The organism is Lysobacter sp. 5GHs7-4 (assembly GCF_021284765.1).
In the GTDB taxonomy this organism is placed as follows: Bacteria; Pseudomonadota; Gammaproteobacteria; order Xanthomonadales; family Xanthomonadaceae; genus Lysobacter.
Window position 1 is genome coordinate 3,727,323 of sequence record NZ_CP089924.1, and the last position, 17,938, is coordinate 3,745,260.

The 17,938-nt window shown below is 69.7% G+C and carries 15 protein-coding genes; 11 read left to right on the top strand and 4 right to left on the bottom strand.

Annotated features, from left to right (window positions below):
* Positions 1–341 precede the first annotated feature (341 nt).
* The gene (locus LVB77_RS16810; protein WP_232907227.1) at positions 342–686 is read right to left on the bottom strand and encodes a ComEA family DNA-binding protein; all 345 of its coding nucleotides are present in this window, start codon (positions 684–686) and stop codon (positions 342–344) included.
* A 210-nt stretch (positions 687–896) separates the two neighbouring features.
* Between LVB77_RS16810 and LVB77_RS16815 the strand changes: the two genes are divergently transcribed.
* Together LVB77_RS16815 and LVB77_RS16820 are read left to right on the top strand one after the other, a co-directional pair.
* Positions 897–2,387 (top strand): M20 family metallopeptidase, encoded by a 1,491-nt coding sequence (locus LVB77_RS16815; protein ID WP_232907228.1) that lies wholly within the window; start codon positions 897–899, stop codon positions 2,385–2,387.
* Positions 2,388–2,723: 336 nt separating this feature from the next.
* Positions 2,724–2,966, top strand: a complete 243-nt coding sequence (locus LVB77_RS16820; protein WP_091631886.1) for a GlsB/YeaQ/YmgE family stress response membrane protein — start codon at positions 2,724–2,726, stop codon at positions 2,964–2,966.
* Positions 2,967–3,217: 251 nt separating this feature from the next.
* On the opposite strand, the gene cysN is transcribed toward LVB77_RS16820, so the two are convergent.
* Both cysN and cysD read right to left on the bottom strand, forming a co-directional pair.
* The gene (cysN, locus tag LVB77_RS16825) at positions 3,218–5,089 is read right to left on the bottom strand and encodes a sulfate adenylyltransferase subunit CysN (protein ID WP_232907229.1); all 1,872 of its coding nucleotides are present in this window, start codon (positions 5,087–5,089) and stop codon (positions 3,218–3,220) included.
* Positions 5,089–5,988 carry a sulfate adenylyltransferase subunit CysD gene (cysD, locus tag LVB77_RS16830; RefSeq protein ID WP_232907230.1) on the bottom strand — a complete coding sequence of 300 codons (900 nt, stop codon included), beginning with the start codon at positions 5,986–5,988 and terminating at the stop codon, positions 5,089–5,091. Before cysD ends, cysN begins: the two co-directional genes overlap by 1 nt.
* Positions 5,989–6,251: 263 nt before the next feature.
* Here cysD and LVB77_RS16835 point away from each other — a divergent pair, with 263 nt between their 5' ends.
* Genes LVB77_RS16835 through LVB77_RS16845 form a run of 3 tightly spaced genes read left to right on the top strand, consistent with a single transcriptional unit; the run spans position 6,252 to position 10,556 of the window.
* Positions 6,252–8,063, top strand: coding sequence for an assimilatory sulfite reductase (NADPH) flavoprotein subunit (locus LVB77_RS16835; RefSeq protein ID WP_232907231.1), 1,812 nt, complete (start codon positions 6,252–6,254; stop codon positions 8,061–8,063).
* Between the two features lies 1 nt (position 8,064).
* Complete coding sequence (gene cysI / locus LVB77_RS16840; RefSeq protein ID WP_232907232.1) at positions 8,065–9,813, top strand: assimilatory sulfite reductase (NADPH) hemoprotein subunit; 1,749 nt, start codon at positions 8,065–8,067, stop codon at positions 9,811–9,813.
* Positions 9,810–10,556 (top strand): phosphoadenylyl-sulfate reductase, encoded by a 747-nt coding sequence (locus LVB77_RS16845; RefSeq protein ID WP_232907233.1) that lies wholly within the window; start codon positions 9,810–9,812, stop codon positions 10,554–10,556. Before cysI ends, LVB77_RS16845 begins: the two co-directional genes overlap by 4 nt.
* Before the next feature lie 226 nt (positions 10,557–10,782).
* Here LVB77_RS16845 and LVB77_RS16850 read toward each other — a convergent pair whose 3' ends face one another.
* Positions 10,783–11,769 (bottom strand): LysR family transcriptional regulator, encoded by a 987-nt coding sequence (locus LVB77_RS16850; protein WP_232907234.1) that lies wholly within the window; start codon positions 11,767–11,769, stop codon positions 10,783–10,785.
* A 286-nt stretch (positions 11,770–12,055) separates the two neighbouring features.
* Here LVB77_RS16850 and cysG point away from each other — a divergent pair, with 286 nt between their 5' ends.
* The 6 genes from cysG to LVB77_RS16880 all read left to right on the top strand — a co-directional run bounded on the left by cysG (position 12,056) and on the right by LVB77_RS16880 (position 17,912).
* On the top strand, positions 12,056–13,483 hold the full coding sequence (gene cysG / locus LVB77_RS16855) for a siroheme synthase CysG (protein ID WP_232907235.1): 1,428 nt from the start codon (positions 12,056–12,058) through the stop codon (positions 13,481–13,483).
* Between the two features lie 34 nt (positions 13,484–13,517).
* Positions 13,518–14,498, top strand: a complete 981-nt coding sequence (gene cysK / locus LVB77_RS16860) for a cysteine synthase A (protein ID WP_232907236.1) — start codon at positions 13,518–13,520, stop codon at positions 14,496–14,498.
* 356 nt (positions 14,499–14,854) lie between these two features.
* Complete coding sequence (locus tag LVB77_RS16865; protein ID WP_232907237.1) at positions 14,855–15,871, top strand: phosphotransferase; 1,017 nt, start codon at positions 14,855–14,857, stop codon at positions 15,869–15,871.
* A complete protein-coding gene (gene murU, locus LVB77_RS16870) occupies positions 15,868–16,575 on the top strand; it encodes an N-acetylmuramate alpha-1-phosphate uridylyltransferase MurU (protein WP_232907238.1) in 708 nt (235 codons plus the stop codon). The genes LVB77_RS16865 and murU overlap by 4 nt, the downstream gene beginning before the upstream one ends.
* On the top strand, positions 16,572–17,297 hold the full coding sequence (gene bluB / locus LVB77_RS16875) for a 5,6-dimethylbenzimidazole synthase (protein ID WP_232907239.1): 726 nt from the start codon (positions 16,572–16,574) through the stop codon (positions 17,295–17,297). Before murU ends, bluB begins: the two co-directional genes overlap by 4 nt.
* A gap of 42 nt (positions 17,298–17,339) precedes the next feature.
* The gene (locus LVB77_RS16880) at positions 17,340–17,912 is read left to right on the top strand and encodes an RNA 2'-phosphotransferase (protein WP_232907240.1); all 573 of its coding nucleotides are present in this window, start codon (positions 17,340–17,342) and stop codon (positions 17,910–17,912) included.
* Positions 17,913–17,938 lie beyond the last annotated feature (26 nt).

Below are 17,938 nucleotides of genomic sequence, written 5' to 3' on the forward strand. Positions count from 1 at the left end.
CATCGCGGCGTTAGCGCGGCTGATGGCGCGGTTGCCCCGTGATGGCACAGAGGCCGGCACGAACCCGATCGCCGGCAAGAGCGCGGGCGGCGGGTACGAGCTGTCGCGCGTACCGGCGTGCCAGCAGGCATGGGCATGGGCGCGAACACAGACCCGCGCCGGTCGTGACCCGGTCCGCGGATCGCGGATCGCGGCCGGACCGTCACCCCCATGCGCCGCCGCCCGTGGATCCTTCCACGGACGGGCGGCTCACTTCCTTGTCCAGGGCTCTCCCCCTGCATTCGTCGGGCATCCTGCCCGTGCGTTGCCGGACACCGCATCCGTGCGGGACCGGCGGTTCGTCAGCGGCGGTTGGCCGCGCGTTGGCTGCTGCCGCCGCCATAGGCGGGCGCGACCGGCTTGCGCGCCGGTGCCGCCTCGCCGATCACGATGCGGTCGCGGTTCTTTTCCACGGTCTTCAGGCCGATGCCCTTGACCAGGGCCAGCTGCTCGGGGCTGCGAAAGGCGCCGTTGGCCTTGCGGTAGGCGACGATGGCCTCGGCCTTGGACGCGCCCACGTTGAGCAGCACCCGGTCCAGGGTGGCCACGTCGGCGCTGTTGATATTGACCTTCTCGGCGGCCACGGCGCTGCCGGCAAGCAGCAGCGACAACCACAGCACGCGGGCGACGAGGGCGAGGACGTTCATCTTGTTCAGCTCCATGAGGTGGAATCCGGTTCCGGCATCGGCGGCGTGGGGGCGCTACCGGGGGAAACAGGCTCCGCGACTCGATGGGGACAGCGTACCGATGGGCGCGCGCCGAAAAAGCCAGCGGATGCCGCATCCCAAGGTAGGAAAAGTCCTACACGGCCCGGAGGCGTAAACTGGGTGGTCTCACCCCCAGCTCGAGGCCCATCCATGGACGCCAGCAAGGTCGACCGCTACGTCGGCGAAAAATGGGACGACGAAATCGTCCCGCAATTGGTCGAATACATCCGTATTCCGAACAAATCGCCGATGTTCGACGCCGATTGGGTGCAGCACGGCTACATGGACGACGCCGTCAAGCTGATGGAGTCCTGGGCCCGTGCCCAGACCATCCCCGGCATGCAGGTCGAGGTGGTGCGCCTGCCCGGCCGCACCCCGCTGATCTTCATCGACGTCCCGGCCGCGCACGGCGGCAGCGATGAGGATTGCGTGCTGCTGTACGGCCACCTGGACAAGCAGCCGGAGATGACCGGCTGGGACGCCGACCTCGGCCCCTGGACCCCGGTCATCAAGGGCGACCGCCTGTACGGCCGCGGCGGCGCCGACGACGGTTACGCGATCTTCGGTTCGCTGGCCGCGATCATGGCCCTGCAGGAACAGCAGCTGCCGCACGCGCGCTGCGTGATCCTGATCGAGGCCTGCGAGGAATCCGGCAGCTACGACCTGCCCGCCTACGTCGACCACCTCGCCGACCGCATCGGCAAGCCCTCGCTGGTGGTGTGCCTGGATTCGGGCTGCGGCAACTACGAGCAGCTGTGGTGCACGACCTCGCTGCGCGGCCTGGCCGGCGGCAACTTCACCGTCAAGGTGCTCAGCGAAGGCGTGCACTCCGGCGACGCCTCCGGCATCGTGCCGTCGAGCTTCCGTCTGCTGCGCCAGTTGCTGTCGCGCCTGGAAGACGAGACCAGCGGCAAGATCCTGGTCGAGGGCCTGTACGTGGAAGTGCCGGAAGAACGCCTGGAGCAGGCGCGCCAGGCCGCCAAGGTGCTGGGCAACGCGGTCTACGACAAGTTCCCGTTCCTGCCCGGCATGAAGCCGATGGCCAGCGAACTGTCGGAGTTGGTGCTCAACCGCACCTGGCGCCCGGCGCTGTCGGTGACCGGCGTGGACGGCATGCCGCCGCTGTCGTCGGCCGGCAACGTGCTGCGCCCGCACACCTCGGTCAAGCTCAGCCTGCGCCTGCCGCCGACCCTGGACGGCAAGCGCGCCGGCGAGTTGCTCAAGGAAGTGCTGGAACGCGATCCGCCCAACGGCGCGCAGGTGTCGCTGGAATTGGAGAAGGCCTCGACCGGTTGGAACGCTCCCGCGCAGTCGGCATGGCTGACTCGCGCCATCGACGCGTCCAGCCGCGAGTTCTTCGGCCAGCCGGCGATGTACATGGGCGAAGGCGGCACGATTCCGTTCATGGGCATGCTGGGCGAGAAGTTCCCCGGCGCGCAGTTCATGATCACCGGCGTGCTGGGTCCGCATTCCAACGCGCACGGCCCCAACGAGTTCCTGCACATCCCGATGGGCAAGCGCGTGACCGCCTGCGTCGCGCGCGTGGTCGCCGAGCATCACGCCGCCAGCCAGCGCGGCGAAACCAGCGGCGTGGCCGCGGTCGCCGGCGGCGAACAGCACGGCGATCACGGCTGCTGCTGATCGCGCAAGCGTGGGGCCGGATCGCGAGGATCCGGCGCTTTACGCAATGACGGGATTGCCCTTGGTTATCCCGTCATTGCGGCGAAAGCCGGAACGTATGCTGAACTTGCCTAGAGGCCAAACGTTGGCGACAGCAAAATGGGTTCCGGCTTTCGCCGGAATGACGGTCGCGAGTACCACCGGCCGATAGCGGCCGTCGTACGATTCAGCCGCGAAGCGCCCAGCGGCGGCCTCCTTTCGCGACACCCCGCCGCCCTGCTGCGCCGCGACACGGCGCTCACCTCCCCGACTGCTAGGATTTCCGGGCGTCACCACGACCCTGAGGAGGGGAACGCTATGGGCGGTATCGTTTATACGATCATCATCGGTGCGGTCATAGGTGTGCTGGCACGGTTCTTCAAACCGGGCGCCGACCCGATGGGCTGGATTCTCACCATCCTGCTCGGCATCGCAGGCGCGTATGTCGGCAGCCTGCTGTACGCGGGCGGCGGAATGATCGGCTTCATCGTCTCGATCATCTGCGCCATCGTGTTGCTGTTCCTCTACGAGATCATCCGCAGCAAGACGGCGAAACGCTGAGCTGGCGTTGGTCGTGCGAGAGGACGCCCCGGCTTTGGCTGGGGCGTTTGCGTTTGGCGCACGCTGTTCTCAGCCGAGGCGGGCGAGCCTGGCGCTATTCGGGCGAGCGGCGCTGCGACGCAAGAGCGCTGCGATGCGCCGAAGTCACTGGATCCCCGCTTTCGCGGGGATGACGAATCGGAACCGCACGGCGCTTCAAATCGCACCGCGAACCGCAAGGGCGAGAGCCAGTGGCGCACGCGCGTGGCCCCTCACCCCAACAAGCGATCGATCACCCGCTGCGCCAGCGCTTCGGCGTCGTCGTCCACCGTGTTCAACACCAGCTCCGGCGCGTCCGGCGCTTCGTAGGGCGAGTCGATGCCGGTGAAGTTGGGGATCTGGCCGGCACGGGCCTTGGCGTACAAGCCCTTGACGTCGCGCTGTTCGGCCACCGCCAGCGGTGTGTCCACGTAGACCTCGACGAACTCGTCGGGGCCAAACAGTTCGCGCGCCATGCGCCGCTCGGCGCGGAACGGCGAGATGAAACTGACCAGCACGATCAGGCCGGCGTCGGTCATCAGGCGCGCGACTTCGGCGACGCGGCGGATGTTCTCGACCCGGTCCTCATCGGTGAAGCCCAGATCCTTGTTGAGGCCGTGGCGGACGTTGTCGCCGTCCAGGATGTAAGTGTGGTGGCCCAGCGCGTGCAGGCGCTTTTCGACCAGATTGGCGATGGTCGACTTGCCCGAACCGGACAGGCCGGTGAACCACACGCAGCGCGGCGTCTGCGCCTTGCTGCGCGCGCGCGCGGCCTTGTCGACGTCGACGTGCTGCCAATGGATGTTGCCGGCGCGGCGCAGGGCGAAATCCAGCGTGCCGGCGGCGACGGTGGCGTTGTCCTCGCGGTCGATCAGGATGAAGCCGCCCAACGCGCGGTTGTCGCGGTAGGCCTCGAACGCGACCGGCTGATCGAGGTTGAGGTTGCAGTACGCGACCTCGTTGAGCTCCAGATGCTTGGCGGCCAGTTGCGCCTGCGTATTCACGTCGATCTTGTGCTTGATCTCGGTGACCGTGGCGCTGACCGTGCGCGTGCCGATCTTGAGCCAGTACGGGCGGCCGGGCAGCAACGGGCTCTCGCCCATCCACAGCAGATGCGCGGCGAACTGGTCGGCGACCTGCGCCGGCGCGGCGGCCGCGGCGATCACGTCGCCGCGGCTGATGTCGAGTTCGTCGTCCAGCGTGAGGGTGACGGCCTGGCCCACGCCGGCCACGTCCAGGTCGCCGTCGGCGGTGACGATGCGCGCGATCCTGGAGCGCCGGCCCGAGGGCAGCGCCGCGATCTCGTCGCCGGGCCGGACTACACCCGCGGCGACGGTGCCGGCGAAGCCGCGGAAATTCTGGTTAGGGCGGTTGACCCACTGCACCGGCAGGCGGAAACCGACCTCGGTTTCGACGCGCGACACGTCCACCGTTTCCAGGTGTTCGAGCACGCTCGCGCCCTCGTACCAGGGCATCGCCTGCGAGCGCTGCAGCAGGTTGTCGCCGCGCAGCGCCGACAGCGGGATCGCGGCGACCTGGGCGATGCCGTGCTGCGCGGCGAGCGCGCGGTATTCGTCGGCGATGGCCTCGAACACGCCCTGGTCGTAACCGACCAGGTCCATCTTGTTGACCGCCAGCAGCACATGACGGATGCCCAGCAACGCGGCGATGTAGGTGTGGCGACGGGTCTGGGTCAGCAGCCCCTTGCGCGCGTCCACCAGCACCACCGCCAGGTCGGCGGTGGAAGCGCCGGTGGCCATGTTGCGGGTGTATTGCTCGTGGCCCGGGCAGTCGGCGACGATGAACTTGCGCCGCTCGGTGCCGAAGTAGCGGTAGGCGACGTCGATGGTGATGCCCTGTTCGCGCTCGGCGGCCAGGCCGTCGACCAGCAAGGCGTAATCGATCTCGCCGTTCTGGGTGCCATGACGGCGGCTGTCGGCGCTGAGCGCGGCCAGTTGGTCGTCGAACAGCAGACGCGTGTCGTGCAGCAGGCGCCCGATCAGGGTGCTCTTGCCGTCGTCGACGCTGCCGCAGGTGATGAAGCGCAGCAGGCCCTTGGACTCGTGCAGGTGCAGGTAGGCGGCGATGTCTTCGGCGACGGCCATCAGAAATAGCCCTCCTGCTTCTTCTTCTCCATCGACGCGGAAGGGTCGTGGTCGATCACCCGGCCCTGGCGTTCGGAGGTGGTGGCGACCAGCATCTCGGCGATGATCTTCTCCAGGCTGTCGGCCTCGGATTCGATCGCGCCGGTCAGCGGATAGCAGCCCAGGGTGCGGAAGCGCACGCGGCGCAGCTGCGGGGTTTCGCCCGGACGCAGCGGCAGGCGCTCATCGTCTACCAGGATCAGGGCGCCGTCGCGTTCCACCACCGGCCGCTCGGCGGCGAAATACAGCGAAGGCACCGGGATCTTCTCGCGGTAGATGTAGAGCCAGACGTCCAGCTCGGTCCAGTTCGAGATCGGGAACACGCGCACGCTCTCGCCGCTGCGGATGCGGGTGTTGTAGAGGCTCCACAGCTCCGGGCGCTGGTTCTTGGGATCCCAGCGGTGCTGCTCGTTGCGGAACGAGAAGATGCGTTCCTTTGCACGCGACTTCTCCTCGTCGCGGCGCGCGCCGCCGATGGCGGCATCGAAGCGCGCTGCGTCCAGGGCCTGCTTCAGGCCCTGGGTCTTCATCACGTCGGTGTGGACGCTGGCGCCGTGGCTGATCGGGCCGATGCCGCGGGCGACGCCGTCGGGGTTGGTGTGCACGCGCAGCTCGACGCCGGTCTCGGCGGCGCGGCGGTCGCGGAAGGCGATCATCTCGCGGAACTTCCAGCCGGTATCGACGTGCAGCAGCGGGATCGGCGGGCGCGCAGGATAAAAGGCCTTGAGCAGCACATGCAGCAGCACCGAGCTGTCCTTGCCTACCGAGTACAGCATCACCGGGTTGCGGAACTCGGCCGCGACCTCTCGAAGGATATGGATGCTTTCGGCTTCCAGGCGGTCTAGATGGCTCAGGTCCAAGGTCGGGCTCGTGGCTGCGGGGCGTGCGTCGGCGCCGCGCCGGGGCACGGCGCGACCGCGACTATCTGACCACAGAAGGGAATCGAGGGGCATGCCAGGCGCGAGGCGACAGCGAACGGGCCGCCATTAGGCCGCCGCCGCCCGCGCCGGCGGAAATGAGCGCAGGGCATGAACGCATAACGCAGCATCCTTTCCGCGCGCCTCGCGCGGGTCCTAGCCTGCAGGCTCCGAACCTTGCCGTTCCCTGCCCCGAGCCGTCTGCCATGCCCGCGTCCGCGCAACTCGCCATCCCAGGCACCCCGCTCGCCGAGGACCGGCTGTCCGCGCTGCTGCGCCTGACCGAAGGCTTGGACCGCGACGGCCTGTGGTGGTTGTCGGGCTACACCGCCGGCCTGGCCGCGCGCACCGTCGGTGGCGCCCCCGCGCCGGCCCCGCTGGCGCCGGAAGCGCGCAGCAGCGAGCGCCTGACGGTGGTCTACGGCAGCCAGACCGGCAACGCCAAGCGCCTGGCCGAGCAGCTCGCGGCCCAGGCCGAACAGGCCGGCCTATCGGTGCGCCTGCTGCGCGCCGACGCCTACCCGACCCGCGAACTCAAGAACGAGCGCCACCTCTACCTGGTCGTCAGCACTCAGGGCGACGGCGATCCGCCCGACGACGCGCGCGGCTTGGTCGAGTTCATCGCCGGCAAGCGCGCGCCGGAGCTGAAGCAGCTGCACTACGCCGTGCTGGGCCTGGGCGACTCCAGCTATCCGCAGTTCTGCGCGATCGGCCTCAAGCTGGACGAGCGCCTGGCCGAACTCGGCGCCACCCGCCTGCTGGCGCGCGGCGATGCCGACCTGGACTTCGAAACCGTGGCCACGCCCTGGCTGCAGCAGGCCCTGGCCGCGGCCAAGGACGCGCTGAAGCCCAGCGCGCCGCTGGCCACCGTCACCCCGCTGCGCCCGCTGCCGGCCGCGCCCGCCTACACCCGCGAGGCCCCGTTCGCGGCCGAGCTGCTGGTCAACCAGCGCCTGACCGTGGGCGGCAGCGACAAAGACGTGCGCCATATCGAGCTGTCGCTGGAAGGCTCCGGTCTGAGCTACGCGCCCGGCGACGCGCTGGGCCTGTGGCCGCGCAATCCGCCGGCCCTGGTCGAGGCGGTACTGCGCACGCTGGAGCTGGACGGCGACAGCGACATCGAACACGGCGGCCAGCGCCTGCCGCTGCGCCAGTGGCTGGGCGAGAAGCGCGAACTGACCAAGCTGGCGCGGCCCTTCGTCGCCAGCCACGCTGCGCACGCGCGCAGCGAGGACCTCAACCGCCTGCTGGCCCCGGACAACGCCGCCGCGTTCACCCGCCTGCTCGCCGACACCCAGGTGATCGACCTGCTGCAGCGCTACGACGGCTCCTGGTCGGGCGAGGAACTGGTGGCCGCGCTGCGTCCGCTGACGCCGCGCCTGTACTCGATCGCGTCCAGCCAGAAGCTGGTCGGCGACGAGGTGCACCTGACCGTGGCGCATGTCGAATACGCCAGCGATGGCGGCACGCGCTGGGGCGCGGCCTCGCACCTGCTCGCGCGCAGCGAGGAAGGCGCGCGCCTGCCGGTGTTCGTCGAACACAACGAACGTTTCCGCCTGCCGCGCGACGGCGCCCGCGACGTGATCATGATCGGTCCCGGCACCGGCGTGGCGCCGTTCCGCGGCTTCGTCCAGGAACGCGCCGCCGACGGCGCCAGCGGGCGCAACTGGCTGTTGTTCGGCAATCCGCATTTCCGCAGCGATTTCCTCTACCAGACCGAATGGCAGGCGGCCCTGAAGTCCGGCCAGCTGCATCGTCTGGACCTGGCGTTCTCGCGCGATCAGGCCCACAAGATCTACGTGCAAGACCGCCTGCGCCAGGCCGGCCGCGATCTCTACGACTGGCTGGAAGGCGGCGCGCATCTTTACGTCTGCGGCGACGCCACGCGCATGGCGCGCGACGTGCACGCCGCGTTGCTGGCGGCGATCGCCGAGCACGGCGGCAAGAGCGCCGAAGACGCCGAGGATTATCTGAACGCCTTGCAGCAGCAGGGCCGCTACGCCCGGGACGTGTACTGATATGTCCGCGCACTCCGTCGAAGACATCAAGCGTTCCAGCGCGCGCCTGCGCGGCAGCCTGCTGGACAGCCTGGCCGACCCGGTCACCGGCAGCCTGCGCGAGGACGATCAGACCCTGATCAAGTACCACGGCAGCTACCAGCAGGACGACCGCGACCTCCGCGAGGAGCGCCGCCTGGCCAAGCTGGAGCCGGCCTACAGCTTCATGATCCGCACCCGCACGCCGGGCGGCGTGGTCAGCCCCGCGCAATGGCTGAAGCTGGACGCCATCGCCACCACTTACGCCGAACGCGGCCTGCGCATCACCACGCGCCAGGCGTTCCAATTCCATGGCGTGATCAAGACCGAGCTCAAGCCGACGATGGCGGCGATCAACGCCGCGCTGATCGACACCCTGGCCGCCTGCGGCGACGTCAACCGCAATGTCGCGGTGGCCGCCAACCCGCAGCGCTCGCAGGCGCATGCCGCGGTCTACGCGCAGGCCGCGGCGCTGTCCGAGCACCTGCTGCCCAACACCCGCGCCTACTACGAAATCTGGCTGGACGAGGAGCGCGTGGCCGGCAGCGGCGAAGAGGACGAACCGATCTACGGCAACGTCTACCTGCCGCGCAAGTTCAAGATCGGCTTCGCGGTGCCGCCTTACAACGACGTCGACGTGTTCGCCCAGGACCTGGGCTATATCGCGGTGCTGGACGAGGCCGGCGAGCTGCAGGGCTACAACGTCAGCGTCGGCGGCGGCATGGGCGCGACCCACGGCGATCCGGAAACCTATCCGCGTCTGGGCAACGTGATCGGCTTCGTCACGCCCGATCAGGTGATCGCGGTCGGCGAGGCGGTGGTCACCGCCCAGCGCGATCACGGCAACCGCGCCGTGCGCAAGCGCGCGCGGCTGAAGTACACCATCGACGACCACGGTCTGGAGTGGTTCAAGAACGAAGTCGAACGCCGCGCCGGGTTCTCTCTCCTCCCCGCGCGGCCGTTCGCCTTCGCCCATAATGGCGATCGTTTCGGCTGGGTCGAAGGCGAGGACGGACGCGCGCACCTGACCCTGCGCATTCCTGCCGGCCGCATCGTCGACGGCGAATCCGCCGACGGCGCCCAGGTGCGCCATCTCAGCGGCCTGCGCGAACTGGCGCGCGTGCTGGACGAAGCCGGCGACGGCACGCAGTTCCGCATGACGCCCAACCAGAATCTGACCATCGCCGGCATCGCGCCCGCGCTGCGCGAACGCGTCGACGCGCTGATCGCGCAGTACGGTCTGGACGGCTATCGCGCGGCCAGTCCGTTGCGCCGCAACGCCCTGGCCTGCGTCGCGCTGCCGACCTGCGGCCTGGCGATGGCCGAGGCCGAACGCTATCTGCCGGAACTGATCGGCAAGGTCGAGACCTTGCTGGAGCGCCACGCCATCGCCGATGCGCCGATCCACCTGCGCATCAGCGGCTGCCCCAACGGCTGCTCGCGTCCGTACCTGGGCGAGATCGCCCTGGTCGGCAAGGCGCCCGGCCGCTACAACCTGATGCTGGGCGCCGATCACCGCGGCCAGCGCCTCAACACGCTGTACCGCGAGAACATCGCCGAGCCCGAAATCCTGGCCGCGCTGGACCCGCTGTTCGCCGATTACGCCGCGCAGCGCCAGGCCGACGAAGGCTTCGGCGACTACCTGCTGCGCAGCGCCGCCGTCGTCATTCCGCCCCACGCCATCCGGCCGAGCATTCCGATCTCGGTCGTCGCCTCCGAGGTCCGCGCATGAGCCCGCCCGATCCCATCACCGCCGCCGAATCGCCGCGCGCGCTGGCCGATCTCAACCGTTGGCTGGAACGCCTGAGCGCGCAGGACCGTATCGCCTGGGCGCTGGAGAACACCGCCGGCGAGCACGCGCTGTCGTCCAGCTTCGGCGCGCAGGCCGCGGTCAGCCTGCACATGGTCACGCGGCAGGCGCCGAAGATTCCGGTGATCCTGATCGACACCGGTTATCTGTTCCCGGAGACCTACCGCTTCGTCGACGACATGAGCAGCCGCCTGGACCTGAACCTCAAGGTCTATCGGCCGCAGATCGGCATTGCCTGGATGGAAGCGCGCATGGGCAAGATCTGGGAACAGGGCGTGGACGGCATCGAGCGCTACAACCGCCTGCGCAAGGTCGAGCCGATGCAGCGCGCCTTGAACGAGTTGGGCGTGCGCACCTGGATCGCCGGCCTGCGCCGCAGCCAGTCCAGCAGCCGCGCCAACCTCGACTTCCTCAGCCTGCGCGACGGCCGCTGGAAACTGCACCCGCTGGCCGACTGGAGCGACCGCGACGTCTGGCAGTACCTGCAGCAGCACGACCTGCCCTACCACCCGCTGTGGCACGACGGCTACGTGTCGATCGGCGACGTGCACACCACCAGCAAGCTGGAGGCCGGCATGCGCGAGGAGGACACGCGGTTCTTCGGGCTCAAGCGCGAGTGCGGGCTGCACTTCGACGATGAGGGGACGACGGAGCAGGCGGCTTGAGGATTGCGCGCTAGAAGCAAATCCCCCCTAGCCCCCTTCTACAAAGGGGGAACGGTAGTTTCGTGCGGACCTGCCGTTGTCGCTGATTTGCGCGCGCTCGCCAGTGGCGATAGAGCCCAGATCTTGCGCCTGCAGTTCCCCCCTTTGAAAAGGGGGCTAGGGGGGATTTGCTTTTCAGAGACTCAGACGCCAACGAAACCGCGCTGCGCGGTCGAACGCCCTCTCCTCAAGCCACGCTCTTACCCCGCACCAACTCGTCCCAGCTGGGCGCGCGCGGCCACTGCGCCTCGAGATTGCCCTCGAGCACGCGCCGCAAATCGCGGCGGTCGATCTGCGGCGCCAGGCCGTGCAGCAGTTCCAGCGCGTAGTCGCGCAGCACGCGCGCGCGCGGGATCACCGCCCAGGTCACGCATTCGGGCAGCGCATCGGGCGCGGTCAGCGCCTTGAGGTCTTCGTCGCGCCCGGTCACGGCCATCTCGGCCAGCACGCCCACGCCGAGGCCGGCGCGCACGTAGGTCTTGATCAGGTCGGCGTCGCGCGCGGTCATCGCCAGTTGCGGTTCGGCGCCGCCGGCGGCGAAGGCGCGCCGCAGCGAGGATTCCGGACGCGTCGAGGATTCGTAGCTGATCAACGGGTGCGCGGCCAGTTCGCTGAGCGTGGGCGCGCGCTTGAGCGCGGCCAGCGCATGCGTGCTGGGCACCAGCACCACGCGCCGCCAGCGGAACAGCGGCACCGCCAACCCGCCCTCGGGCGCGGCGCCGGCGGTGCTGATCACCGCCAGGTCGGCATTGCCGTGCGACAGATGCTCCAGCACCTCGCCGTCGGCGGCGGCCTGCAAGTGCACGCTGACCTGCGGGAAGCCGCGCTTCACGTTCGCGATCACCGGCGGCAGCACATAACGCGCCTGGGTGTGCGTGGTGGCCAGGACCAGGCGGCCGGCGTGCTGGCCGCGCTCGTTGGCGGCGTAGGCGCGGATGTTGCCGGCCTCGTCGAGGATGCGGCGCGCATGCGCGAGCACGCGCTCGCCGGCCGGCGCGATCGCTTCCAGGCTGCGGCCCTTGCGCACGAACAACTGGAAGCCCAGCTCGTCCTCCAACTGCTTGAGCTGCTTGGACAAGCCGGGCTGGGTCGCGTGCACGCGCTCGGCGGCCAAGGTGATGTTGAGGCCCGAGTCGGCGATGGCGACCAGGTAGCGCAGTTGGGTCAGGGTCATAACGGCGGGATCCGAAGCGGGGAGACGGAGGAACGGCGGCAGGCGGCGGCGCGGCAACACCCGGGCATCCGACACGGCATCGCGTTCACATTCATCTCTTTATTCGGATAGAAGGATTTATAGATTAAGCCGGCCCCGGGCCGCTGTCCAGTAGTGTCCGCCCGCCGGCGCAGCCGCGCTCATGCCGTTAGGGCATGGGCACAGGCGGGGGCGTCATTTCCCCCGCCGCGCGGGGATTTGTAGGTTCGCCCCATCGTCTTCAGGCCCAACGCGCCCCGCCTTTCGTATGAGTACCGGTCTTTTTCCCCTGTTCGCCGCTCTGCGCGGCCGTGCCGTTCTCGTGGTGGGCGGCGGCGCGGTCGCGCAGCGCAAGGTCGAGGCCTTGCTGGACGCCGGGGCGCAGGTGCGCGTCGGCGCGCCCGCGCTGCAGGCTTCGCTGGTGCAGCTGGCCGAACAGGGCCGCATCCGCCACCTGCCCGGCGAGTTCGTCGAGCAGTGGCTGGACGAGGTCTGGCTGGCGATCGCCGCCACCGACGACGTCGCGGTCAACCGCGCGGTCGCCGCGGCCGGCGAGGCGCGCCGGCTCTGGGTCAACGTGGTCGACGACGCCGAAGCCTCCAGCTTCCACGTGCCGGCGCGGATCGAACGCGGGCCCTTGCAGATCGCGATCTCCAGCGGCGGCGGCGCGCCGATGCTGGCGCGGCATCTGCGCGAGCGCCTGGAAACTCAGCTCGATCCGTCCATGGCCGACCTGGCCGAACTGCTGGGCCGCGAACGCCTACGCATCCGCGCGCGCTATCCGGACCTGGGCGCGCGCCGGCGTTTCTTCGACGGCCTGCTCGACGGCCCGCTGCAGGGCCTGTTGCGCCAGCGCCGCCATCGCGCGGCGCAGCGCGCATTCGACGACGCCCTGGACGCGCGCGAACCGCGTGCGCGGCGCGGCGCGGTGGTGCTGGTCGGCGCCGGCCCTGGCGATCCGGGCCTGCTGACCCTGCGCGGCCTGCGCGCGCTCAACGAAGCCGACGTGATCCTGCACGACCGCCTGGTCAGTGCCGAAGTACTGCAACTGGCGCGACGCGACGCCGAGCGCATCGAGGTCGGCAAGCAAGCCGGCGATCACCACACCACCCAGGACCGCATCCACGAGCTGATGCTCGCGCACGCGCGCGCCGGCAAGCGCGTGGTCCGGCTCAAGGGCGGCGATCCGTTCGTGTTCGGGCGCGGCGGCGAGGAAATCGAAGTGCTGCGCGCGCACGGCATCGACTACGAGGTGGTGCCCGGCATCACCGCCGCGCTGGCCTGCGCCGCCTATGCCGGCGTGCCGCTCACCCATCGCGAGCATGCGCAGGCGGTGCGGCTGGTGACCGCGCACTGCAAGGATTCGGAAGACGCGCTGGACTGGGCCGCGCTGGCGCAGGAGCGCCAGACCCTGGCGGTGTACATGGGTGTGGCCGGACTGGACCGCTTGCGCGACCGCCTCATCGCGCACGGGCGCGCGCCAAGCACGCCGTTCGCGCTGATCGAAAACGGCTCGCGCGCCAACCAACGCACCGTGGTCGGCACCCTGGCCGAACTGCCCGATGCCGCGCTCGCGCACGGCGTGCGTTCGCCGGCGCTGCTGATCGTCGGCGAGGTCGCGGGCCTGGCCGAACGCCTGCATTGGTACGGCGCGGCGCCGCTGCGCTACGCGCCGGCGCTGGCCGAAGCGGCCTGACACACACACTCCCACCCTCTTCTGCGGATCGGCCATGGCCCTCTACGACAGCATCCTCGACACCATCGGCAACACCCCCATCGTCAAACTGCACCGGATCGCACCGGCGCACGTATCGCTGTACGCCAAGGTCGAATCCTTCAACCCCGGCGGCTCGGTCAAGGACCGTCTGGCGCTGGCGATCGTGCTGGACGCCGAGCGCAGCGGCGCGCTCAAGCCGGGTCAGACCATCGTCGAGGCGACGTCCGGCAACACCGGCATCGCGCTGGCGATGGTCGCCGCCGCGCGCGGTTATCCGTTCGTGGCGGTGATGACCGAAACCTTCTCGGTCGAACGCCGCAAGCTGATGCGCGCCTACGGCGCCAAGGTGATCCTGACGCCGGCCGCCGAGCGCGGCAGCGGGATGGTGCGCAAGGCCGCCGAACTGGCGGCCAAACATGGCTGGTTCCTGGCGCGCCAGTTCGAGAATCCGGCCAATCCGGCCTATCACCGCAGCACCACCGGGCCGGAGATCCTGCGCGATTTCGCCGGCAAGCGGCTGGATTACTTCGTGACCGGCTGGGGCACCGGCGGCACGCTCAGCGGCGCCGGCCAGGTGCTCAAGCTGGCGCGCCCCGATCTGAAGATCGTCGCGTCCGAGCCCGCCGGCGCCTCGCTGCTCAGCGGCAAGGACTGGCAGCCGCACAAAATCCAGGGCTGGACCCCGGACTTCGTGCCGGCCGTACTGGACCGCGGCGTCGCCGACGAGGTGCGCCCGGTCGACGACGTGCTCGCACGCGACACCGCGCGCCGCCTCGCCGCCGAGGAAGGCGTGTTCGTCGGCATCTCCGCCGGCGCCACCGTCGCCGCCGCGCTACAGGTCGCCGAGCAGGCGCCGCCCGGCAGCGTGCTGCTGGCGATGCTGCCCGACACCGGCGAGCGCTACCTGTCGACCTTCCTGTTCGAAGGCGTCGCGGAAGGTTCCGACGAGGAGTGGCTGGCGACACTGGAGCAGGACGACACGGTCGCCGCCTGACGGGGCCGGTGCGGGGCCGACGCGAGTCGGCTCGTACTGGAGCAAGATCAAAATGGGTTCCGGCTTTCGCCGGAATGACGGACGAAGGGGTTCCGGCTTTCGCCGGAATGACGGGCGATGGGGGTTTCGGCGCGAGCTTTGGCTTGTGCTGGAACCACGAATCGGAAAACCGATCTCCTCCACTGCGTCATTCCGGCGAAAGCCGGAACCCATTTTGCTTCAGCGCCTCTCTGCCGGCGTCCAGCTTAAGCACCGCCGGCCAGCGGCGCGTGTCCCTGCCCCACCCAGCCATTCACCCCGCCCGGCCGGCCGCGTACCCTGTGCGCTCGCGGCCCCTTTGGCCGCGCGGAGACCGCATGACCCAGCCACACGCCGACGAGCGCGCCGACGCGCGCCTCGCCTGGGCCCGCCACGCCACCGGCGACCAGCGCCTGCAACTCGAGCGCGCCTCGGTCGATGCCGGCTTCCGCAGTTACTGGCGCGCCGCGCCGGACGCGGCCGGCATGCCGGCCAGCGCCATCGTCATGGATTCGCCGCCCGCGCTGGAGGACGTGCGCCCCTGGCTGCGCCTGCGCACGCTGCTGGAGCAAGGCGGCGTGCGCGTGCCACGCGTGCTGGTCGAGGACGTCGAGCACGGGTTCCTGCTGCTGGAAGACCTGGGCGGCCCGACCCTGGCGCAGGTCATCGACGCCGACAGCGCCGATGCCCATTTCGACGCCGCCATCGGGCAATTGCTGAGGCTGCAGGCGATCGCCCCGCCCGCAGGCATGGGCGAGTTCGGCGAGGCGCTGTTGCAGCGCGACGCCGGCCTGTTCGAGGAATGGTTCCTGGGCCGTCACCTGGGCCTGCAGCTGGATTGCGACGACAGCGATCGCCTGGAACTGGTGCAGCGCCGGCTGATGGACAACGCGCTGGCGCAGGCGCAGGTGCTGACCCACCGCGACTTTATGCCGCGGAATCTGATGCCGGTCGCGCCCGGTCCCGCCGTGCTGGATTTCCAGGACTGCGTGCGCGGCCCGGTGGCCTACGACGCGATCAGCCTGTTCAAGGACGCGTTCCTCAGCTGGCCGCTGGCGCGCGTCGACGGCTGGCTGGCGCGCTACCACGAACGCGCGCTCGCCGCCGGCGTGCCGGTGCCGCCGCTGGCGCGCTTCCGCCGCGACGCCGACTGGCTGGGCGTGCAGCGCCATCTCAAGATCCTCGGCATCTTCGCGCGCCTGCACTACCGCGACGGCAAGACCAAATACCTGCCCGACGCGCCGCGCTTTATCGCCTACCTGGACGAAGTGCTGCCGCGCTATCCGGAACTGCAACCGCTGGCGGAGCTGCTCGACACGCGCATCCGTCCGGCCCTGGCGAGGCTGTCGGCATGAAGGCGCTGATCTTCGCCGCCGGCCTGGGCGAGCGCATGCGCCCGCTCACCGACACCACCCCCAAGCCCTTGCTCGCGGTCGCGGGCAAGCCGCTGATCGAGTGGCATCTGAAAAAACTGGCGGTCTGCGGCGTGCGCGAGGTCGTGGTCAACACCTCCTGGTTGGCCGATCGCTTCCCGCAGGCATTGGGCGACGGCGCGCGCTGGGGCCTGCGCATCGTCTATTCCTACGAAGGCGGCACACCGCTGGAAACCGGCGGCGGCATGCTGCACGCCCTACCGCTGCTCGGCGATGCGCCGTTCCTGCTGGTCAACGGCGACATCTGGACCGACTTCGATTTCGCGCGCCTGCCGCGCGAGCCGGCCGGACTGGCGCACCTGGTGATGGTGGACCGACCGCCGCAAGCCACCCAGGGCGATTTCGCGCTAGACACCGACGGCCTGGTGCGCAGCGACGGCGAACAGCGCCTGACCTATGCCGGCCTGGGCATCTACCGGCCGCAGTTGCTGGACGGCTGGCGCGAACACAGCAGCGACCCGGGCGCCGACGATCCGCTGCCGCGCTTCCGCTTGGCGCCGATCCTGCGCGCGCACATGGCCGCCGGCCGCATCAGCGGCGAGCACCATCGCGGACGCTGGACCGACGTGGGCACGCCGCAGCGGCTGCAGCAGTTGGATACGGAACTGAGCGGGAACCCGACTTGAGCGGCGACCACGGCTTCAGCGAGGAGCAGCGCCACGGCGTCTACCGCGCGATCTTCGAGCGACGCGACGTGCGCTCGCAGTTCCGGCCCGACCCGATCCCCGCCGAGGTGCTGGAGCGACTGCTGCGCGCCGCGCATCACGCGCCGTCGGTGGGTTTCATGCAGCCCTGGGATTTCGTGGTCATAGACGACGCCCAGGTCAAGCAGCGGGTCAAAGCCCTGCACGAACACGCCAACGCCCAGGCCGCACACAACTACCGCGACGAACGCGCCGCGTTGTACCGCCGGCTCAAGCTGGAAGGCATCGTCGACAGCCCGCTCAACCTGTGCGTGACCTGCGACCGCGAACGCGGCGGCGAACACGTGCTGGGCCGCAACACCATGCTCGACGCCGACTTGTTCAGCGCCTGCCTGGCCGTGCAGAACCTGTGGCTGGCCGCGCGCGCCGAAGGCATAGGCGTGGGCTGGGTCAGCATCCTGGAACCCGCGGACCTGAGCTGCGTGCTGAACCTGCCCGAACGCGTGGTGCCGGTGGCTTACCTGTGTCTGGGCTATGTGGAGGAATTCCTGCCGCAGCCGGAACTGCAGGCGCAGGGCTGGCGTTCGCGCCTGCCGATGGGCGGCTTGCTGCACGGCAACGGCTGGGGCGGCGAACTGACGCACAGCCCGTTCCTGCAAGCCTTGCAGGCGGCGGTCGAAGCCGGCGATCCGCCGACACCCTGAGCGGCCGCCGCGACGGCTGGCATGCGAAAGCGACCTGCTAGCATGCGCGTCGACATGACCGACACCCTCAAACCGCTCAGCAAATTCCTCAGCCTGATCCTGCGTCACGACCCCGAGGCCATCGGCCTGCAACTGGACGAACAGGGCTGGGCCGACGTCGACGAACTCATCGCCAAAGCCGCAGCGCACGGCAAGCGCTACGACCACGCGCTGTTGCAGCAGCTGGTCCGCGACAACGACAAGCAGCGCTTCAAACTCAGCGACGACGGCCGCCGTATCCGCGCCAACCAGGGCCACTCGATCGAGATCGATCTGGCCCTGATGCCGATCGCACCGCCGGACTCGCTGTACCACGGCACCGCCACCCGCTACGCCGACGCGATCCGCGCACAAGGCTTGCGCAAGCAAAGCCGCCAGCAGGTGCACCTGTCCAGCGACCGCGACACCGCGCACAAGGTCGGCAGCCGCCACGGCCGCCCGGTCGTGCTGCACGTGCGCGCGGGCGAGATGCACGCACGCGGCGCGGCCTTCTTTCGCGCCGACAACGGCGTGTGGCTGACCGACGCGGTGGCGGCGGAATTCATCGACTGGCCCGACGAGGCCGCTGCCCCCTAAGCTCACCGCCCGACACGCTCAGGAGA